18 protein-coding genes are annotated in these 16,352 nt (G+C 54.1%); 5 read left to right on the top strand and 13 right to left on the bottom strand.

The annotated features are described in order from the left end of the window. Window positions 1–51 precede the first annotated feature (51 nt). Window positions 52–897 carry a 3-mercaptopyruvate sulfurtransferase gene (gene sseA / locus SK35_RS06615; RefSeq protein WP_048215782.1) on the top strand — a complete coding sequence of 282 codons (846 nt, stop codon included), beginning with the start codon at window positions 52–54 and terminating at the stop codon, window positions 895–897. A 43-nt stretch (window positions 898–940) separates the two neighbouring features. On the opposite strand, the gene sseB is transcribed toward sseA, so the two are convergent. From sseB to trmJ, 11 genes are all read right to left on the bottom strand, one after another. Next, on the bottom strand, window positions 941–1,717 hold the full coding sequence (gene sseB / locus SK35_RS06610; protein ID WP_016157136.1) for an enhanced serine sensitivity protein SseB: 777 nt from the start codon (window positions 1,715–1,717) through the stop codon (window positions 941–943). 70 nt (window positions 1,718–1,787) lie between these two features. Beyond that, window positions 1,788–3,071, bottom strand: coding sequence for an aminopeptidase PepB (pepB, locus tag SK35_RS06605; protein WP_048215781.1), 1,284 nt, complete (start codon window positions 3,069–3,071; stop codon window positions 1,788–1,790). A 61-nt stretch (window positions 3,072–3,132) separates the two neighbouring features. After that, complete coding sequence (iscX, locus tag SK35_RS06600) at window positions 3,133–3,333, bottom strand: Fe-S cluster assembly protein IscX (protein WP_003037694.1); 201 nt, start codon at window positions 3,331–3,333, stop codon at window positions 3,133–3,135. Between the two features lie 11 nt (window positions 3,334–3,344). Continuing rightward, window positions 3,345–3,680, bottom strand: a complete 336-nt coding sequence (fdx, locus tag SK35_RS06595; protein ID WP_003037690.1) for an ISC system 2Fe-2S type ferredoxin — start codon at window positions 3,678–3,680, stop codon at window positions 3,345–3,347. Between the two features lies 1 nt (window position 3,681). Beyond that, entirely contained in the window at window positions 3,682–5,532 is a 1,851-nt protein-coding gene (hscA, locus tag SK35_RS06590; protein WP_003838439.1) for a Fe-S protein assembly chaperone HscA, read from the bottom strand. 15 nt (window positions 5,533–5,547) lie between these two features. Next, a complete protein-coding gene (gene hscB, locus SK35_RS06585; RefSeq protein WP_003835201.1) occupies window positions 5,548–6,063 on the bottom strand; it encodes a co-chaperone HscB in 516 nt (171 codons plus the stop codon). 108 nt (window positions 6,064–6,171) lie between these two features. Next, window positions 6,172–6,495 (bottom strand): iron-sulfur cluster assembly protein IscA, encoded by a 324-nt coding sequence (iscA, locus tag SK35_RS06580; protein WP_003835203.1) that lies wholly within the window; start codon window positions 6,493–6,495, stop codon window positions 6,172–6,174. A 20-nt stretch (window positions 6,496–6,515) separates the two neighbouring features. Beyond that, window positions 6,516–6,902 (bottom strand): Fe-S cluster assembly scaffold IscU, encoded by a 387-nt coding sequence (gene iscU, locus SK35_RS06575; protein ID WP_002913991.1) that lies wholly within the window; start codon window positions 6,900–6,902, stop codon window positions 6,516–6,518. 26 nt (window positions 6,903–6,928) lie between these two features. Continuing rightward, complete coding sequence (iscS, locus tag SK35_RS06570) at window positions 6,929–8,143, bottom strand: cysteine desulfurase (RefSeq protein ID WP_003835233.1); 1,215 nt, start codon at window positions 8,141–8,143, stop codon at window positions 6,929–6,931. Between the two features lie 112 nt (window positions 8,144–8,255). Then, window positions 8,256–8,747 carry a Fe-S cluster assembly transcriptional regulator IscR gene (gene iscR / locus SK35_RS06565; protein WP_003037674.1) on the bottom strand — a complete coding sequence of 164 codons (492 nt, stop codon included), beginning with the start codon at window positions 8,745–8,747 and terminating at the stop codon, window positions 8,256–8,258. 239 nt (window positions 8,748–8,986) lie between these two features. Continuing rightward, window positions 8,987–9,718 (bottom strand): tRNA (cytosine(32)/uridine(32)-2'-O)-methyltransferase TrmJ, encoded by a 732-nt coding sequence (trmJ, locus tag SK35_RS06560; protein WP_003835235.1) that lies wholly within the window; start codon window positions 9,716–9,718, stop codon window positions 8,987–8,989. A 118-nt stretch (window positions 9,719–9,836) separates the two neighbouring features. Here trmJ and suhB point away from each other — a divergent pair, with 118 nt between their 5' ends. Next, window positions 9,837–10,640: an inositol-1-monophosphatase gene (gene suhB / locus SK35_RS06555; protein WP_003835237.1), complete on the top strand. Its 804-nt coding sequence runs from the start codon at window positions 9,837–9,839 to the stop codon at window positions 10,638–10,640. Window positions 10,641–10,743: 103 nt separating this feature from the next. Here suhB and SK35_RS06550 read toward each other — a convergent pair whose 3' ends face one another. Both SK35_RS06550 and SK35_RS06545 read right to left on the bottom strand, forming a co-directional pair. Continuing rightward, a complete protein-coding gene (locus SK35_RS06550) occupies window positions 10,744–11,724 on the bottom strand; it encodes a nickel/cobalt transporter (protein ID WP_048215780.1) in 981 nt (326 codons plus the stop codon). Continuing rightward, window positions 11,715–12,353: a DUF1007 family protein gene (locus tag SK35_RS06545; protein ID WP_048215779.1), complete on the bottom strand. Its 639-nt coding sequence runs from the start codon at window positions 12,351–12,353 to the stop codon at window positions 11,715–11,717. The genes SK35_RS06550 and SK35_RS06545 overlap by 10 nt, the downstream gene beginning before the upstream one ends. Before the next feature lie 420 nt (window positions 12,354–12,773). On the opposite strand from SK35_RS06545, the gene SK35_RS06540 reads away from it, so the two are divergent. From SK35_RS06540 to SK35_RS06530, 3 genes are all read left to right on the top strand, one after another. Beyond that, complete coding sequence (locus SK35_RS06540) at window positions 12,774–13,757, top strand: autoinducer 2 ABC transporter substrate-binding protein (RefSeq protein ID WP_003037665.1); 984 nt, start codon at window positions 12,774–12,776, stop codon at window positions 13,755–13,757. A gap of 103 nt (window positions 13,758–13,860) precedes the next feature. Then, a complete protein-coding gene (locus SK35_RS06535) occupies window positions 13,861–15,369 on the top strand; it encodes a sugar ABC transporter ATP-binding protein (RefSeq protein ID WP_047358245.1) in 1,509 nt (502 codons plus the stop codon). Further along, a complete protein-coding gene (locus SK35_RS06530) occupies window positions 15,362–16,351 on the top strand; it encodes an ABC transporter permease (RefSeq protein ID WP_008785467.1) in 990 nt (329 codons plus the stop codon). Before SK35_RS06535 ends, SK35_RS06530 begins: the two co-directional genes overlap by 8 nt. Window position 16,352 lies beyond the last annotated feature (1 nt).

The following is a 16,352-nucleotide window of genomic DNA, read 5'->3' as shown; positions in this document are numbered from 1 at the left end:
TACGGTAAACATCCGACAATTTGCCAAAACCTGGTAAAAATGGAGATGCCTATGACCACCGCCTTCTTTGTCGCTGCCGACTGGCTTGCCGAACACATTGACGACCCGGAAATACAAATTCTTGATGCCCGGATGGCACCTCCAGGACAGGAAGATCGCGATGTTGGTGAGGAGTATCGTGCGGGCCATATTCCTGGCGCAGTCTTTTTTGATATTGAAGCACTTTCCGATCATACCTCACCGCTACCGCATATGATGCCACGCCCCGAAGCCTTTGCCGTTGCGATGCGCGAGCTGGGCGTTGATCAGGATAAGCATCTGGTTATCTACGATGACGGTAATCTGTTTTCCGCGCCACGCGCATGGTGGATGCTGCGGACATTTGGCGTCGAAAATGTCTCCATTCTGGCAGGCGGTCTGGCAGGCTGGAAGCGCGATGAGTTAATGCTCAAGGAAGGCGATGAGGATTTACCTGAAGGTGAATTTAACGTGGCCTTTACGCCTGACGCAGTTGTGCGCGTTACCGATGTACTGCTGGCCAGTCATGAAAAAACGGCGCAGATCGTCGATGCCCGTCCGGCTGCGCGTTTTAATGGCGAAGTTGACGAGCCGCGTCCTGGCCTGAAGCGTGGTCATGTACCCGGTGCGCTTAACGTACCGTGGACAGAGCTGGTTCGTGACGGCGAACTAAAAACTACCGATGAGCTGGATGCCATTTTCTTCAGCCACGGCGTGAGCTTTGACCGCCCTATTATCGCCAGCTGCGGCTCCGGCGTAACGGCTGCCGTCGTCGTGCTGGCACTTGCCACGCTGGGCGTTTCTGACGTCGTATTGTATGACGGCGCATGGAGCGAATGGGGAGCGCGCAACGATTTACCGGTAGAACCGCAATTATAAAGCTGGATAAGCCGGATAGCGCTTCGCTTATCCGGCCTACAATTTAGATAATCCGGTTCTGTTTAAAGTCGCGCAGGAAACCGCCCCAGCGGCGTTCGTAGAACGGTGCGATATGCTCAGTGATAAAGTGGCTCACGCCCTTCTCACCCTTCTTCACCTGGCAGATATCAATAGGTTCATCGCCCGGCAGCGTATCGGTCGCGACGCTGCCAGCAGCGTGGATGATCTCTTCAATATCCCCTTCCGCTTCAATACCAATCAGCAGATTCGGCTGGGCTTCCGCGCTTTCTTTGATTGAGCAGAGAAACGCGCGTTTTACCGGCTTAATGGTTTTAAACAGCGTAGTCAGCGAGTCAATCATCTGCGCCGGAGGTTCAGCGACTTCAGAGAGGATCAGCGATTCACCGCCTTCCAGTACTTCCTGGGTGCTGAGCGGATTCCCCTCTTCCCCCATCAGCAGGCTGATTTCACGCGGCATAAATTCTTTGCCGGTCGGCAGTTTCGCGTTGAGAAAGAGCGTTTCGCCGAGCGTCATTTCAAATAACGTACGCACCGGCATAACGACAAATGCTTGCTCATCTTCCACCGCCTGCTGCAGGGCTTCCAGAGAAGTGAAGAACGGGATCACGGTCGTGCCGTCTTCTTTTTCCCAATGCTGCAGGTCGAGAGCGCTGTCTTCAACCACCGCCTCGCCTTCTGCGGCAGTACCCGGCACCCAGACTGTGGATTCCAGTAAAGTACGGAAAAATGCCGGACGATGCGCAGGCTCTGTCGCCGCTTGTTCAAGCAATGTTTCTAATTCGTTTTTTGTTTCGGACATAAGTATCACAAATTGGATGAATACATGTAGGCCGGATAAGCGTAGCGCCATCCGGCAATACAGTAATAAATTATGCGGTCAGCAGATTCGCAATCGTGCGCACACCCAGACCGGTTGCGCCCGCAGACCACTGCTCAACCGGCGCTTTGCGATAGGTTGCGGAGCAGTCGATATGCAGCCAGCCCTGCTGGTAGTTTTCCACGAAATGGGACAGGAAGCCCGCTGCGGTGCTTGCGCCAGCCGGGTAAGCCGCGCTGCCGGTGTTATTCAGTTCGGCAAAGTTAGACGGCAACTGACTACGGTGAAACTCCGCCAGCGGCAGACGCCAGAACGGTTCGTTTTCTTGCGCCGCACTTGCCAGCAGGCGAGCAGCCAGCTTGTCGTCAAAGCTGAACAACGCGTGATAATCGTTACCCAGGGCGGTTTTCGCCGCGCCGGTCAGCGTGGCAGCATCAATGATCAGTTCCGGTTTCTGCGCACTGGCATCGATCAGGCCATCGGCCAGCACCAGACGTCCTTCGGCATCGGTATTCATCACTTCAACTTTTTTACCGTTGCGATAGTGAATAATGTCGCCGAGCTTAAAGGCGTTGCCGCTAATCAGGTTATCCGCGCAGCACAGATACAGCTTCACGTGCTTGTTCAGACCACGGGTGATGGCAAATGCCAACGCACCGGTGACCGTTGCCGCACCGCCCATGTCGGACTTCATTGAGTCCATAAATGCGCTTTGCTTGATGCTGTAACCACCGGAATCAAAAGTAATTCCCTTACCAACCAGGCAGGCATAAACCGGGGCTTCTTTATCGCCTGTTGGGTTGTAGTCCAGCGCCAGCAGCACTGGAGGACGTTCAGAGCCGCGACCCACGGTATGCAGACCCATGTAGTTCTGCTCGCGCAGATCTTCGCCTTTGGTGATGCGGTAAGAGACGTTATCGCACGCGACGGAGCACAGCAGATCAACAGCGCGCTGCGCCAGCTGTTCCGGGCCCAGCTCTTCTGCCGGGGCGTTAATGGTATCGCGCACCCAGTCAATAATCTTCAGACGGCTATCCAGCTCTTTGCGCTGCGCTTCGTCCAGAGCGGCCCACTCAACTTTGCGGGTGCCTTTTGGTCCCTTGTAGCCCTGCCAGAACGCCCAGCTACGTTCAGTATCCCAGCCTTCACCGTCCAGTTGCACGTGTTTAATGCCCAGGCCGTCGATTTTACGCGCGGCACGCTGGATAAGGCCGAGGTCATCTTTTCCGTTCAGGTGCAGGGTAATGCCGTCATTATTAATGCTGTATGTCGCCTTTTCACCCCAGCGGGCATCGGCGGGTTGCGTGGAAAGCGTAATTTTCATGGCTTCTGTCATTTTATTTATCCTTATTTTCGCGCATACAGGAAAACGGGCCACCCGTGGGCAGCCCGTTGACTTATTCGGCTTCGTCCAGCCAGACCAGCAAAATGGCCTCAAGGATTTTTTCGTTCGATGCCTGAGGATCATCATCGAACTCTTCCAGGTCACAGATCCACTGGTGCAGATCGGTGAAACGAACGGTCTTGGGATCGAGATCGGGGAAAGCGTCATACAGCGCCTCGCCGATTTCGCGGCTATCGGTCCACTTCAGTCCCATACTACCCTCTGTTAATGCTCACGCGCATGATTGATTGTGTAACGTGGGATTTCGACCACTAAATCGTCCTCGGTTACCCGTGCCTGACAGCTTAAACGGCTCTCCGGCTCCAGTCCCCAGGCTTTATCCAGCATGTCGTCTTCTTCTTCTGTGCTTTCCGGCAAAGAATCAAAACCTTCACGCACGATGCAGTGGCAGGTAGTGCAGGCACAGGATTTTTCACAGGCGTGTTCAATCTCAATCCCGTTACGCAGGGCAACGTCGAGAATGGTTTCGCCTGTCTCAGCTTCCAGAACTGCGCCATCGGGACAGAGATCCTGATGAGGCAAAATAACAATCTTTGGCATATTAAACCTCGTCCACGGAATGGCCTTTCAGCGCGCTACGGACGGATTTGTCCATGCGGCGAGCGGCGAATTCCTGGGTTTGTTTGTCTACGTTTTTAATGGCTTGTTCTATCGCGTCAACATCGTCACCCTGTGCAACCTCGCTCAAGTGCGCGGCGGCGGTGTCGATAGCCTGACGTTCTGCGGCGCTTAACAGCGCGGCATCAGCGTTCAGCGCACCGGATAAACTCTCCAGTACGCGTGCCGCTTCGACTTTCTGTTCTGCCAGCATACGGGCTTTAACGTCCTGCTCGGCAAAACTCATCGAATCCTGAATCATGGAGGCGATTTCACTGTCAGTCAGACCGTAGGACGGTTTAACCTGGATTGAGGACTCAACGCCTGTGGATTTCTCCATGGCGGTGACGCTCAGCAGCCCATCGGCATCCACCTGGAAGGTCACGCGGATATGCGCGCCGCCTGCTGGCAATGCCGGGATGCCGCGCAGCGCAAAACGCGCCAGTGAACGACAGTCCTGCACCAGCTCACGCTCGCCCTGCATCACGTGAATGGACATCGCGGTTTGGCCATCTTTAAAGGTGGTAAAGTCCTGCGCGCGCGCCACTGGGATAGTGGTGTTACGTGGGATCACTTTCTCCACCAGACCGCCCATGGTTTCCAGTCCCAGAGACAGAGGGATAACGTCCAGCAGCAGCATTTCGCTGTCCGGTTTATTTCCGACCAGAATATCCGCCTGGATTGCCGCACCGATAGCGACCACTTTGTCCGGGTCAATAGAGGTCAGCGGCGTACGGCCAAAAAATTCACCGACGCGTTCACGTACCAAAGGCACGCGCGTTGAACCGCCAACCATCACCACTTCCAGCACATCTTGCGGCTCCACGCCCGCATCTTTCAGCGCGCGACGGCAGGCCAGCAGCGTACGCTTGACCAGTGCGGAAATGAGTTCATTAAAGGTTTCACGGGTGATTTCCCCCTGCCATCCAGCCACGTTAACCGTTACAGAATCAGCGTCGCTAAGTGCGATTTTCGCTGCAATCGCGGCATCCAGCAGTTCACGCTGTACGCGGTTATCGCTGCGATCGGCCACGCCCGCCTGCTCGCGAATATAATCGGCCAGCAGATGGTCAAAATCGTCGCCGCCGAGCGCGGAATCACCGCCGGTCGCCAGCACTTCAAACACGCCGCGGCTCAGGCGCAGAATAGAAATATCAAAAGTACCGCCGCCAAGATCGTAGACTGCGATCACGCCTTCCTGACCGGAGTCCAGACCGTACGCGATCGCCGCTGCGGTCGGTTCGTTCAGCAGACGCAATACGTGCAGGCCCGCCAGACGCGCGGCGTCTTTGGTCCCCTGACGCTGTGCGTCGTCAAAGTAAGCCGGAACGGTGATCACGACGCCGTCCAGTTCGCCGGACAGCGATTCGGTAGCCCGCGCGGCCAGCGCTTTCAGAATATCAGCGGAGACGCGCACCGGATTAAGCAATCCGGCAGCGGTTTCAATCATCGGCAGACCGTTTTCGCTCGCCTGGAACGTGTATGGCAGATGCGGGTAACGCGCCTGGATATCCGCCAGAGAGCGGCCCATCATGCGTTTTACCGAGCTAACGGTGTTTGCCGTATCCAACGCGGCATTGGCGCGGGCATCGTAACCGACAGAGTAGCCCTGCTGCTGATAGTGAACCACTGACGGCAACAGGTGGCGACCTTCATGGTCTGCCAGCGTTTCGGCCTGGCCACTGCGTACGGTCGCAACCAGGGAGTTGGTAGTGCCTAAATCGATACCTACCGCCAGACGACGCTGGTGCGGCGCGGCGCTCAGACCAGGCTCACTAATTTGTAATAAGGCCATTTTCGCTTCCGGAAATTAAAAATCGAGCAGTTTTTCTTCGAGTTGTTCTGCACTGCTTCGCAGTTTATCGAGAAAACGCAGCTTACGCACGGTATCTGCCGCTGCGTCCCACGTCTCGCTATCCAGCTGTTCCACCATCAGTTGATGGCGAACGTTATACATTTCGCTGACGCGTTTCATAAACGCATCTAAACGTTGACTGTCTTTTGCCTGTTCAATCTCGTCCAGCTCTTCACGCAGCTCCAGTTGCTCCATCAGGAACGCGGTATCGCGCACCGTGTGCTGCTCGCTGCGGATATCAAAACCGTGTAAAGACAATAAGTATTCGGCGCGCATCAAAGGATGACGCAGCGTTTGCCAGGCCTGGTTGATAGTGGCGGACTGCGAAACCGCAGCAAGTTGTTCCGCCTGGGAACCGCTGGCGAATTTATCAGGATGATACTGACGTTGTAGATCCTGAAAACGTAGGCTTAGCGCCTGAGTATCGAGCTGATAACGGGCCGGTAAGCCAAAGAGGGTGAAGTAGTCCATAACATTCTCAGGGCATCGATTCTCTGTTGTTCGATGAGGCAAAACCAGAGAGTCAGGTAAAACAAACCCCACGCGCAGGCGACCACGGTGGGGTTATCAGTAAGCGCGTTACACGTGGAAGCTTTCGCCGCATCCACATTCGTCTTTCACGTTCGGGTTAGTGAACTTAAACCCTTCGTTCAGACCTTCTTTGACGAAGTCTAACTGCGTACCGTCGAGGAATTGCAGGCTCTTACCGTCGATCACGACTTTTACGCCTTTGTCTTCAAACACGGTATCTTCAGCCGCCGGCTCGTCAACAAATTCCAGTACATAGGCCATACCTGAGCAGCCGGAGGTTCTCACGCCCAGACGCAGACCAAACCCTTTACCGCGGTTTGCCAGGAAGGTATTTACACGCGCTGCTGCACTGTCGCTTAAGGTAATCGACATAATAAAACCTCAACTCTTAATTATTTTGCTTCACGTTTGCTTTTGTAATCCGCAATCGCGGCTTTAATCGCGTCTTCAGCCAGAATAGAGCAGTGAATTTTCACCGGTGGCAGTTCAAGCTCGTCGGCGATATCGGTGTTTTTAATCGCCTGTGCTTCGTCCAGAGATTTCCCTTTTACCCATTCGGTAACCAGAGAGCTGGAAGCAATAGCGGAACCGCAGCCGTAAGTCTTGAAACGCGCGTCTTCAATGATACCCTCATTGTTGACTTTGATCTGCAACTTCATCACGTCGCCACAGGCTGGTGCACCGACCATGCCGCTGCCCACGTTCTCGTCGCTGTTGTCAAAAGAGCCCACGTTACGTGGATTCTCGTAATGATCGATAACTTTTTCGCTGTAAGCCATGTTGAATTCTCCTTATCGGTGCCGAATTAGTGATGTGACCATTCAATGCTGTTCAGATCCACACCCTGTTTGAACATTTCCCACAGTGGAGAAAGGTCGCGCAGACGGCCAATGGAGTTGCGAACCAGATTGATGGCATAGTCAATCTCTTCTTCGGTAGTGAAACGACCTAAAGAGAAACGAATTGAGCTGTGTGCCAGCTCGTCGGTCATCCCCAGCGCGCGCAGCACGTAGGATGGCTCCAGGCTTGCAGAAGTACATGCAGAACCGGAGGATACAGCCAGGTCTTTCAGCGCCATAATCAGCGACTCGCCTTCAACAAAGTTGAAGCTGACGTTGAGAATGTTCGGTGCGCCCTGCTCGAGGTCACCGTTGAGGTACACCTCTTCCATATCTTTCACGCCGTTCCACAGACGGTTACGCAGACTGCGCAGGCGCGCCATCTCGGTTTCCATCTCTTCTTTAGCGATACGGTATGCTTCACCCATGCCGACGATCTGGTGCACAGGCAGCGTACCGGAACGCATACCGCGCTCGTGACCGCCGCCGTGCATCTGCGCTTCAATACGAATACGCGGTTTACGACGAACGTACAGCGCGCCGATACCTTTCGGACCATAGATTTTGTGGCCGGAGAAGGACATCAGGTCAACTTTCAGCTGGCTCAGATCGATAGGCAGTTTGCCTACGCTCTGGGTCGCATCAACGTGATAGATGATGCCGCGAGCACGGCACATTTCGCCGATAGTCGCGATATCCTGCACCACGCCGATTTCGTTGTTCACATGCATGATGGACACGAGGATGGTGTCGTCACGCATTGCCGCTTCAAGTTCTTTCAGGTCGATAATGCCGTTACGCTGCGGGGCGAGGTAGGTAACTTCAAACCCTTCACGCTCCAGCTGACGACAGGTATCCAGCACGGCTTTGTGTTCGGTTTTGCTGGTGATGATGTGCTTGCCTTTTTTCTGATAAAAGTTGGCTGCACCTTTAATCGCCAGGTTATCGGATTCAGTCGCACCGGAAGTAAATACGATTTCACGCGGGTCAGCGCCCACGAGGTCGGCAATCTGGTTACGGGCGATATCTACCGCCTCTTCAGCCTGCCAGCCGAAACGGTGTGAACGAGACGCTGGGTTACCAAAGTTTCCGTCCAGGGTCAGACACTGCATCATTTTCTCGGCAACACGCGGGTCCACCGGCGTGGTTGCGGAGTAATCGAGATAGATCGGTAATTTCATTGCTCTATAAACTCCGTACATCGCTTCAATGCAAGGAATCAGGCAACCGGCTGGATGTACGACCGAGTTAACGGGGTGTGTAGCACCCCGGCCTGATTCTAAAATACTTTTATTATGCGCGTAACTTAACGTCGATCGCGTCTTGAGCACGATTAGTGCGTGGAGCGTCATGGGTATGCTGGCGACCAGACACATCCAGGACTTCCTGATTATTTACCAGTTCGCCCAACGTAATGTTGTTGAGGAAACCGGTCAGACGATCGCTCAGATCGCGCCACAGCGCGTGGGTCAGGCATTTATCGCCGCCCTGACAACCGCCTTTGCCCTGGCAACGGGTCGCATCTACAGACTCGTCAACAGCGCTAATCACTTCACCTACTGCGATGCTGCCGGCATCTTTACCCAGCAGATACCCGCCGCCTGGTCCACGTACGCTGGAAACCAGACCGTTTTTACGCAAACGGGAAAACAGCTGCTCCAGATATGACAGGGAAATTCCCTGACGTTCAGAAATATCAGCCAACGGTACCGGGCCCGTTTCGGAGTTGAGCGCAACGTCCAACATTGCGGTCACGGCGTAACGCCCTTTTGATGTCAGTCTCATGTCTTACTTAGCCTCAAACTCGCCCCTGCCCGGGGTTTTTTATTGTAAAATGGGGGTATTGCATAGCAGGGGCAAGTCTGACATTCCCGACTAAATCAGTCAACTATTTACTTGACTAATTTAGTCAGGTATTTAACCTTCAGTGCCATTTTCACTTGCCGGATGCGCTTCGCTTATCTGGCCTACGAATCGTGCGGCCTGTAGGCCGGATAAGCGAAGCGCATCCGGCATTAGTACAGTTACTTGCTTTTATTCTGCTGCTCGATTGAAGCTAAAATCCCGCGCAGGATGTTCAGCTCCTGGCTCTCTGGACGCGCGCGCGTAAACAAACGACGCAGTTTATTCATCACCTGCCCCGGGTGCCCTTCGCGGATAAACCCGGTCGACAGCAGTGTTTGCTCCAGATGACCGTAAAAACGCTCTAAATCATCGACCAGCGGATACTCTGCTTCTTCGTAATCTACGGTCTTGTCGCTTTCCTGCGTCGCCAGCCAGGCCATGCGCACCTCATAAGAGATGACCTGCACTGCCATCGCCAGGTTGAGCGAACTGTATTCCGGGTTCGCGGCAATGGCGACGTGATAATGGCACTTTTGCAGTTCTTCGTTGGTCAGACCAACACGTTCACGACCAAAGACCAGCGCCACCGGCGAGTTCGTCGCTTCAGAGACACTTTTTAAACCGCATTCACGCGGATCCAGCATCGGCCACGGCAGCGTGCGGGAACGCGCACTGGTGCCTACCACCAGGCTACAGCCCGCCAGCGCTTCATCGAGCGTATCGACGATCTGCGCGCTGCCGATCACATCACTGGCCCCCGCAGCCAGGGCGATGGCCTGGGAGTCCGGTTTAACCAGTGGATTTACCAGCCACAGATTGGTTAAACCCATGGTTTTCATTGCGCGGGCTACAGAGCCCATGTTGCCAGTGTGAGAGGTTTCCACCAGCACGATTCGAATATTTTGCAGCATTGTATTTCTTCGGCTAAAGATTATTCGGGCATATTATCATAAAACGAAGACATATTCCGAACTCGCTGCTATACTCTGCGCCGTTTTCCCGTTCTTTAACATCCAGTGAGAGAGACCGATGCATCCGATGCTGACCATCGCCGTGCGCGCAGCGCGCAAGGCGGGTAATGTAATTGCCAAACACTACGAAACCCCAGACTCTGTAGAAACCAGCCAGAAAGGCAGCAATGATTTCGTGACTAACGTCGATAAAGCCGCCGAAGCGATTATTATCGAAACGATTCGCAAATCTTACCCACAGCACACCATCATCACCGAAGAAAGCGGTGAACATGTTGGTGAAGATTTGGATGTTCAATGGGTTATCGATCCACTGGATGGCACCACCAACTTCGTAAAACGTCTGCCGCACTTCGCGGTATCCATCGCAGTACGCATCAAAGGCCGTACTGAAGTCGCCGTTGTTTACGATCCAATGCGTAACGAACTGTTCACCGCAACCCGTGGCCAGGGCGCACAGCTGAACGGCTACCGTCTGCGTGGCAGCACCGCCCGCGATCTGGATGGCACCATCATCGCCACCGGTTTCCCGTTCAAAGCCAAACAGCACGCCGCTTCTTACATGAAAATTCTTGGCAACATGTTTACCGAATGCGCGGACTTCCGCCGCACCGGTTCTGCTGCGCTGGATCTGGCCTACGTTGCCGCAGCCCGCGTTGACGGTTATTTCGAAATTGGCCTGCGCCCGTGGGATTTCGCCGCAGGTGAGCTGATTGCCCGTGAAGCTGGCGCACTGGTTTGCGACTTTACCGGTGGTCATAACTACATGGCGACCGGCAACATCGTTGCAGGTAACCCGCGCGTAGTGAAAGCCATGCTGGCTAACATGCGTGATGAACTGAGCGACGCGCTGAAGCGTTAATCGTTTGATGCCGGATGGCGGCTAGCGCCTTATCCGGCCTACCAGGGAATTCCCCGTAGGCCTGATAGGCGAAGCGCCATCAGGCATTCATCCTACAACAGTGCTAAAACGGTCTTATCCCTCGCCCCACCGGCACCGCACTCATCCACATCACTACCGCAGCAGCGATCAGCACCGCACCACCGGCTAATGCCAGCGTCGTCCAGCCAATCTGTCGCCACAATACCGGCGCTTTATGCCCGCTAAGTTTCACCGCCAGCGAGCGGAAACTGTGTACCAGCAGAGCCAGTGACGTAATCGTCAAAGATGTTCCTGCCGCCATCGCCAGCGCCGACGCCATACCCCAGCTAAACACGCCAACCACTTTGCTGAACAGTAAAACCATGATGGCCCCCGAGCACGGGCGCATCCCCATAGACAGCACGATCATCAACCGGGCACGCCAATCATCACCACTTTGCAGCTGTTCAGGATCGGGCAAATGCTGATGCCCGCAGCCGCAACCCTCGTGATGCACATGATGCGGCGTGAAGGCAGTGAATTTTGGGCGGCGCAGCAGCTGGCGCAATTTCTTCAGCGCACGGACGCACAATAAAACGCCCAACACGCCAACCAGCGCATAACTTCCTTTCTCCAGCCAGAAACTACTCATATGTAGCTGTCGTGCAGGCAACTGCAAGATGGTAAGCACCACAACCACCAGTCCGATAGCGACCAGCCCCTGTAATAAAGATGAGGCCAGCGTCAGGCCAATACTCGACTTCAGCTTCGAGGGGTGCGTTGCCAGCCAGGTGGTAATGACGACTTTTCCATGCCCCGGCCCCAGCGCGTGCAGAACGCCGTAGAGAAAACTAAATAGCAGCAGCGATCCCCCGGCCTGGGCCGGCCTGGCAGCAACCGCTTTCAGCAACCCGCTCATCTGTTGGTTAACGTCGCGCTGCCAGACGACACTTTTCATCATCACCTGCGGCCAGGCCTGCCATAGCCACAGTATGCAGCCTGCCGCCAGCAGCAAAAACACCGCCAGCGGCCATAGCATGAGCCAGCGACGTCTGGCTGCGCGTTGTTGATACACTACTGACATTGCAGCGTTACCATCTGTGCAAACTGTTTACCCAACTCCATATCCTCCGGCGGTGCGTCTTCTTTATCCAGCGACTGCGCAAAGCTCAACGTTTGTTCATTCGGCGTCGGCGTATGTACTGAAATCCGGCATTTTTGGCTTATGGACTGCCCCAGCCTGGCGTCGCTATCTTTGTCATAGCTCATATCAACGTAGTAGGTCGGGTCGAAGGTTGAAATGGTATATTTTTGACCACTCAGCGGCTGAGCTTCGGCCAGCGGCAAAACGAACGTCAGCACTGCCTGGTGTTCCTCCCGCGCCATGCCATATTCCGTCGGCCTGTTTTTAAACTTTACCTTTTTCCCGTCGTGCCACACTTCGGTGAAATAGTGCTGCCCGAGAACGTTGGCCATCACTTCCGCCGCCAGTTTCTTCCAGATCTCATCACCAGGTTTGGCATTCCCCGCATCGTAAAGCAGATCCGCCGAGGTAATTTCATCCATCGTCCAGCGCATTTTCAGCGCGACGAACTGGTCATTCTCGCTCACTATCTCAGTTTTCAGATGGATAAAGCTGTGGGGATGCGCGCCTGCGCCAAAGGACAGGACAGCGAGAAACAACGTGATAATGATACGTTTAACGCCTTGCATGAGTTCTCCACGATGAAAATCTACACCGCCACAAATAATGATGCCTGGTTTGGCGAAAGTGTGCTGAGGATACCATTGAACGAAAAAATATTGAGCACCCTTTTCCGGTATCGATTCAGTTCTCAGTTTCGATAATTTCTTCTTCGGGAAATTCCCCTCAAACACCTTTTCGGCGTCAAAACTTAAGCCAAATGATAACGATATGTTAATTAATGGTTTCATTTTAATATTTAATTAACACTTAATTTGAACGACTGAATGTAAAACCATGCAAATTTAACTAATTATTAACCATTTTATTTCCATAAATTCACAATAATGGGCATAGATCACATTCGCAAAACTTATGATTCATTCCCTCTTCCATTCATTGTTAACTTCACGCCGTGACATGTCCTGCCCCCTACGAAAGGTACAACTATGAAATTCAAACTCGCATTACTCAGTGCAACCCTGGTTTCTGCATGCATGTTGTCCGGCACGTCCTTTGCGGCGGAAAAATATGAAATTGCTGTGGTTGCCAAAGTCACCGGGATCCCATGGTTTAACCGGATGGAAACCGGCGTAAATGAAGCAGCAAAAAAACTGGATGTGAATGCTTACCAGACCGGACCTTCAACGCCGGACCCGGCGCAGCAGGTGAAAGTGATTGAGGATCTGATCGCCAAAAACGTTAATGCGATCATCGTGGTGCCGAATGATGCCAAGGTCCTTGAGCCGGTACTGAAAAAAGCGCGCGATAAAGGCATCGTGGTGTTGACGCACGAATCCCCGGATGAGCAAATTGGCCAGTGGGATATCGAAACCATCGACAGTGAAAAATACGCACAGGCCAACGTCGATGAGTTAGCGAAAAATATGGGCGGCAAAGGCGGATATGCCATCTATGTTGGTTCGCTGACGGTTCCACTGCATAACGCGTGGGCGGATTATGCAATTAAGTACCAGAAAGAAAAATATCCGGAAATGTTCGAAGTCACTTCACGTCTGCCGGTCGCGGAAAGCATCGATAAATCCTACGCCACAACGCTGGATCTGATGAAAACCTACCCGCAGATGAAGGGCATTATCGGCTTCGGCTCACTGGGTCCAATCGGTGCGGGTCAGGCTGTGCAGAAAAAACGCGCCAAAGATAAGATCGCCGTCGTCGGGATCGCCATGCCAGCGCAGGCAGCACCTTACCTGATGCGCGGTGATATCAAAAAAGCGCTGCTGTGGGATCCAAAAGACGCGGGCTACGCGCTGGTCACTGTTGCCGATCAGCTGTTGCAGGGCAAAGAAGTGAACGCTGATCTGAGTATCGATGGTTTAGGGAAAGCCGATATCGACACGGAGAAGAAAGTGATCCGCTTTAACAAGATCCTCGAAGTCACCAAAGACAACGCACAATCACTTGGTTTCTAAGGCTTTAGCCAACACCAGGGAACCTTAACGCCGACCGCCTGGTCGGCGCTATCAACCAAACTAACACTCAGCGTCCCCCCGGACGCGCGCAGGGGTATTGTCCATGGCAGACACCACCGCATTTATCACTCTTGAGAATATCAGCAAACAATTCCCGGGCGTGCTGGCGCTGGATAACGTGAATCTGACGCTGAGAAAAGGCGAAGTTCACTGTCTGGCGGGTCAAAACGGCTGTGGTAAAAGTACCATTATTAAAGTGATCTCCGGGGTTTATCACCCGGAAAAAGGCGCGCAGATTTTACTTGATGGCAAATTGTTCCATCACCTGACGCCGCAGCTCTCTTCGCATTATGGCATTCAGGTTATTTATCAGGACCTGTCATTGTTCCCCAACTTTAGCGTCGCAGAAAATATCGCGGTCAACCGCTATCTGCCGGGTGGTGATATCTGGGTGCGTCGTGGTGCCATGAAGCAGCAGGCGCTGGCAGCCATGAAACGTATTGGGGTGAATATCGATCCTGATAAAAAAGTTGAAAAACTCTCAATTGCTGATCGACAGCTGGTCGCCATTTGCCGGGCGATTGCCGCCGATGCGCGTCTGGTGATTATGGACGAGCCCACCGCTTCGCTAACCCGCCAGGAGGTTAATGGCCTGCTGCGAGTAGTTAATGAACTAAAAGCGGCCGGAATTTGCGTCGTGTTTGTCAGCCATCGTCTGGATGAGGTGATGGAAGTGGCTGACCGCATCAGCGTAATGCGCGACGGCAAACTGGTGGGTACATACCCTGCCAGCGAACTCGACAGCCACGAGCTGGCCTTCCTGATGACCGGACAACGCTTCCACTACAGCCCGTTGCCGGAAAGGCCCGCGATTGAGCAAGAGCCGCTGCTTGAGCTGCGCAATCTCAGCCGCAGAGGCAAATACCAAAACATTAATCTGTCGCTGCATGGCGGCGAGATTGTCTCCATCGTCGGTCTGCTGGGTGCCGGGCGCACTGAGCTTTGTCTGAGCCTGTTTGGTATGACGCACCCGGAAAGTGGCGAGATTCGCATTAACGGTCAGCCGGTTACTCTGCGCAATAACCATGACGCTATCAAACACGGGATCGGCTATGTCTCAGAAGATCGCCTGACGCAGGGGCTGATCATGGAGCAGTCGATCTACGACAACACCATCGTCACGGTGTTTGATCAACTGCACACCGGTAGCGGCCTGCTCGATCACCGTAAAGCGCAAAAGTTGGTCGCCGATTTGATCCGCGAACTGAATATCAAAGTGTCCGATCCGCACCTGCCGGTCAAAACCCTTTCCGGCGGTAATGCCCAGCGTATCGCCATTGCCAAATGGGTGGCGACCAATCCCCGCATCCTGATCCTCGACTCGCCTACCGTCGGCGTGGATATCGCCAACAAAGAGGGCATTTACCAGATAGCCCGCGATTTGGCGGAACAGGGTATGGCGGTGCTGATGATTTGCGATGAAATCCCGGAAGCGTATTACAACAGCCACCGCGTGCTGGTAATGCGTCGCGGCAAGCTGGTGGCGGAATTTAATCCTCATCAATGCCGTGAAGAGGAGATTGCTGAAGTGGTCGAGGTAATCAATGAATAAGATGCATCTCTCCCGTTTAATCGGGCAACATGAGTTCTGGCTGGGCCTGCTGGTTGTAGCCCTTGCCGTTGGGCTGAGCATCAGCACCGACGAGTTCTTGTCTTTGGGGAACCTGACGGATGTGGCCACCAGCTACGCGATTCTCGGCATCCTGGCCTGTGGGCTGTTTGTGGTGCTGATTTCCGGCGGGATCGACATCTCATTTCCGGCGATGACCGCGATAGCCCAGTATGCAATGGCCAGTTGGGTTATCGGTCACGGCGGTAACTTCGCGCTGGCGTTAATCATCGCCATTGCGGTGGGGCTGCTGCTTGGGCTGATCAACGGTTTTCTGGTCTATTGGCTACGCGTTCCGGCAATCATCATTACCATCGCCACGCTGAACGTCTACTACGGTCTACTGGTTTACGCCACCAAAGGCACCTGGCTGTACGGCTTCCCGGACTGGTTTATGAACGGCATTAACTGGTTCTCGTTCACCGCGGCGGATGGCTACGACTACGGTTTGACCCTGCCCCTGCTGTGCCTGGCGGCGGTTATCATCTTTACCGCCGTGCTGATGAACTATACCCGTCTTGGCCGTCAGGTTTACGCCATGGGCGGCAACCGCGACGCGGCCTCGCGCCTGGGGCTGAATCTGCTGAAGCTGCATTTTTACGTCTATGGTTACATGGGCATTCTGGCAGGCGTTGCCGCCGTGGTTCAGGCGCAAATCACCCAGTCTGTTGCCCCCAATTCACTGCTCGGCTTTGAGCTGACGGTGCTGGCGGCGGTAGTACTCGGCGGAACCAGCATGAGCGGCGGGCGCGGAACGTTGACCGGAACCCTGCTTGGCGTGGTTCTGCTGGCCTTCTTACAAAATGGCCTGACGCTGCTCAGCGTCTCCTCTTACTGGCATACCGTGTTCAGCGGCGCCATTATCCTGGTCAGCATTAGCGCCACGGCCTGGAACGAAAAACGCAAACTGGCAAGGGAGCTTTGAG

This window comes from Citrobacter sp. MGH105 (assembly GCF_001037485.2).
Taxonomy (GTDB): Bacteria; Pseudomonadota; Gammaproteobacteria; order Enterobacterales; family Enterobacteriaceae; genus Citrobacter; species Citrobacter portucalensis.
The sequence above is the reverse complement of the archived record's forward strand: the minus strand, read 5'-3'. Positions and strand labels throughout refer to the sequence as shown.

Excerpts from the sequence above, each read along its gene's own strand:
- sseA (WP_048215782.1), top strand. The coding sequence starts at position 52 with ATGACCACCGCCTTCTTTGTCGCTGCCGACTGGCTTGCCGAACACATT.
- sseB (WP_016157136.1), bottom strand. The coding sequence starts at position 1,717 with ATGTCCGAAACAAAAAACGAATTAGAAACATTGCTTGAACAAGCGGCG.
- pepB (WP_048215781.1), bottom strand. The coding sequence starts at position 3,071 with ATGACAGAAGCCATGAAAATTACGCTTTCCACGCAACCCGCCGATGCC.
- iscX (WP_003037694.1), bottom strand. The coding sequence starts at position 3,333 with ATGGGACTGAAGTGGACCGATAGCCGCGAAATCGGCGAGGCGCTGTAT.
- fdx (WP_003037690.1), bottom strand. The coding sequence starts at position 3,680 with ATGCCAAAGATTGTTATTTTGCCTCATCAGGATCTCTGTCCCGATGGC.
- hscA (WP_003838439.1), bottom strand. The coding sequence starts at position 5,532 with ATGGCCTTATTACAAATTAGTGAGCCTGGTCTGAGCGCCGCGCCGCAC.
- hscB (WP_003835201.1), bottom strand. The coding sequence starts at position 6,063 with ATGGACTACTTCACCCTCTTTGGCTTACCGGCCCGTTATCAGCTCGAT.
- iscA (WP_003835203.1), bottom strand. The coding sequence starts at position 6,495 with ATGTCGATTACCTTAAGCGACAGTGCAGCAGCGCGTGTAAATACCTTC.
- iscU (WP_002913991.1), bottom strand. The coding sequence starts at position 6,902 with ATGGCTTACAGCGAAAAAGTTATCGATCATTACGAGAATCCACGTAAC.
- iscS (WP_003835233.1), bottom strand. The coding sequence starts at position 8,143 with ATGAAATTACCGATCTATCTCGATTACTCCGCAACCACGCCGGTGGAC.
- iscR (WP_003037674.1), bottom strand. The coding sequence starts at position 8,747 with ATGAGACTGACATCAAAAGGGCGTTACGCCGTGACCGCAATGTTGGAC.
- trmJ (WP_003835235.1), bottom strand. The coding sequence starts at position 9,718 with ATGCTGCAAAATATTCGAATCGTGCTGGTGGAAACCTCTCACACTGGC.
- suhB (WP_003835237.1), top strand. The coding sequence starts at position 9,837 with ATGCATCCGATGCTGACCATCGCCGTGCGCGCAGCGCGCAAGGCGGGT.
- SK35_RS06550 (WP_048215780.1), bottom strand. The coding sequence starts at position 11,724 with ATGTCAGTAGTGTATCAACAACGCGCAGCCAGACGTCGCTGGCTCATG.
- SK35_RS06545 (WP_048215779.1), bottom strand. The coding sequence starts at position 12,353 with ATGCAAGGCGTTAAACGTATCATTATCACGTTGTTTCTCGCTGTCCTG.
- SK35_RS06540 (WP_003037665.1), top strand. The coding sequence starts at position 12,774 with ATGAAATTCAAACTCGCATTACTCAGTGCAACCCTGGTTTCTGCATGC.
- SK35_RS06535 (WP_047358245.1), top strand. The coding sequence starts at position 13,861 with ATGGCAGACACCACCGCATTTATCACTCTTGAGAATATCAGCAAACAA.
- SK35_RS06530 (WP_008785467.1), top strand. The coding sequence starts at position 15,362 with ATGAATAAGATGCATCTCTCCCGTTTAATCGGGCAACATGAGTTCTGG.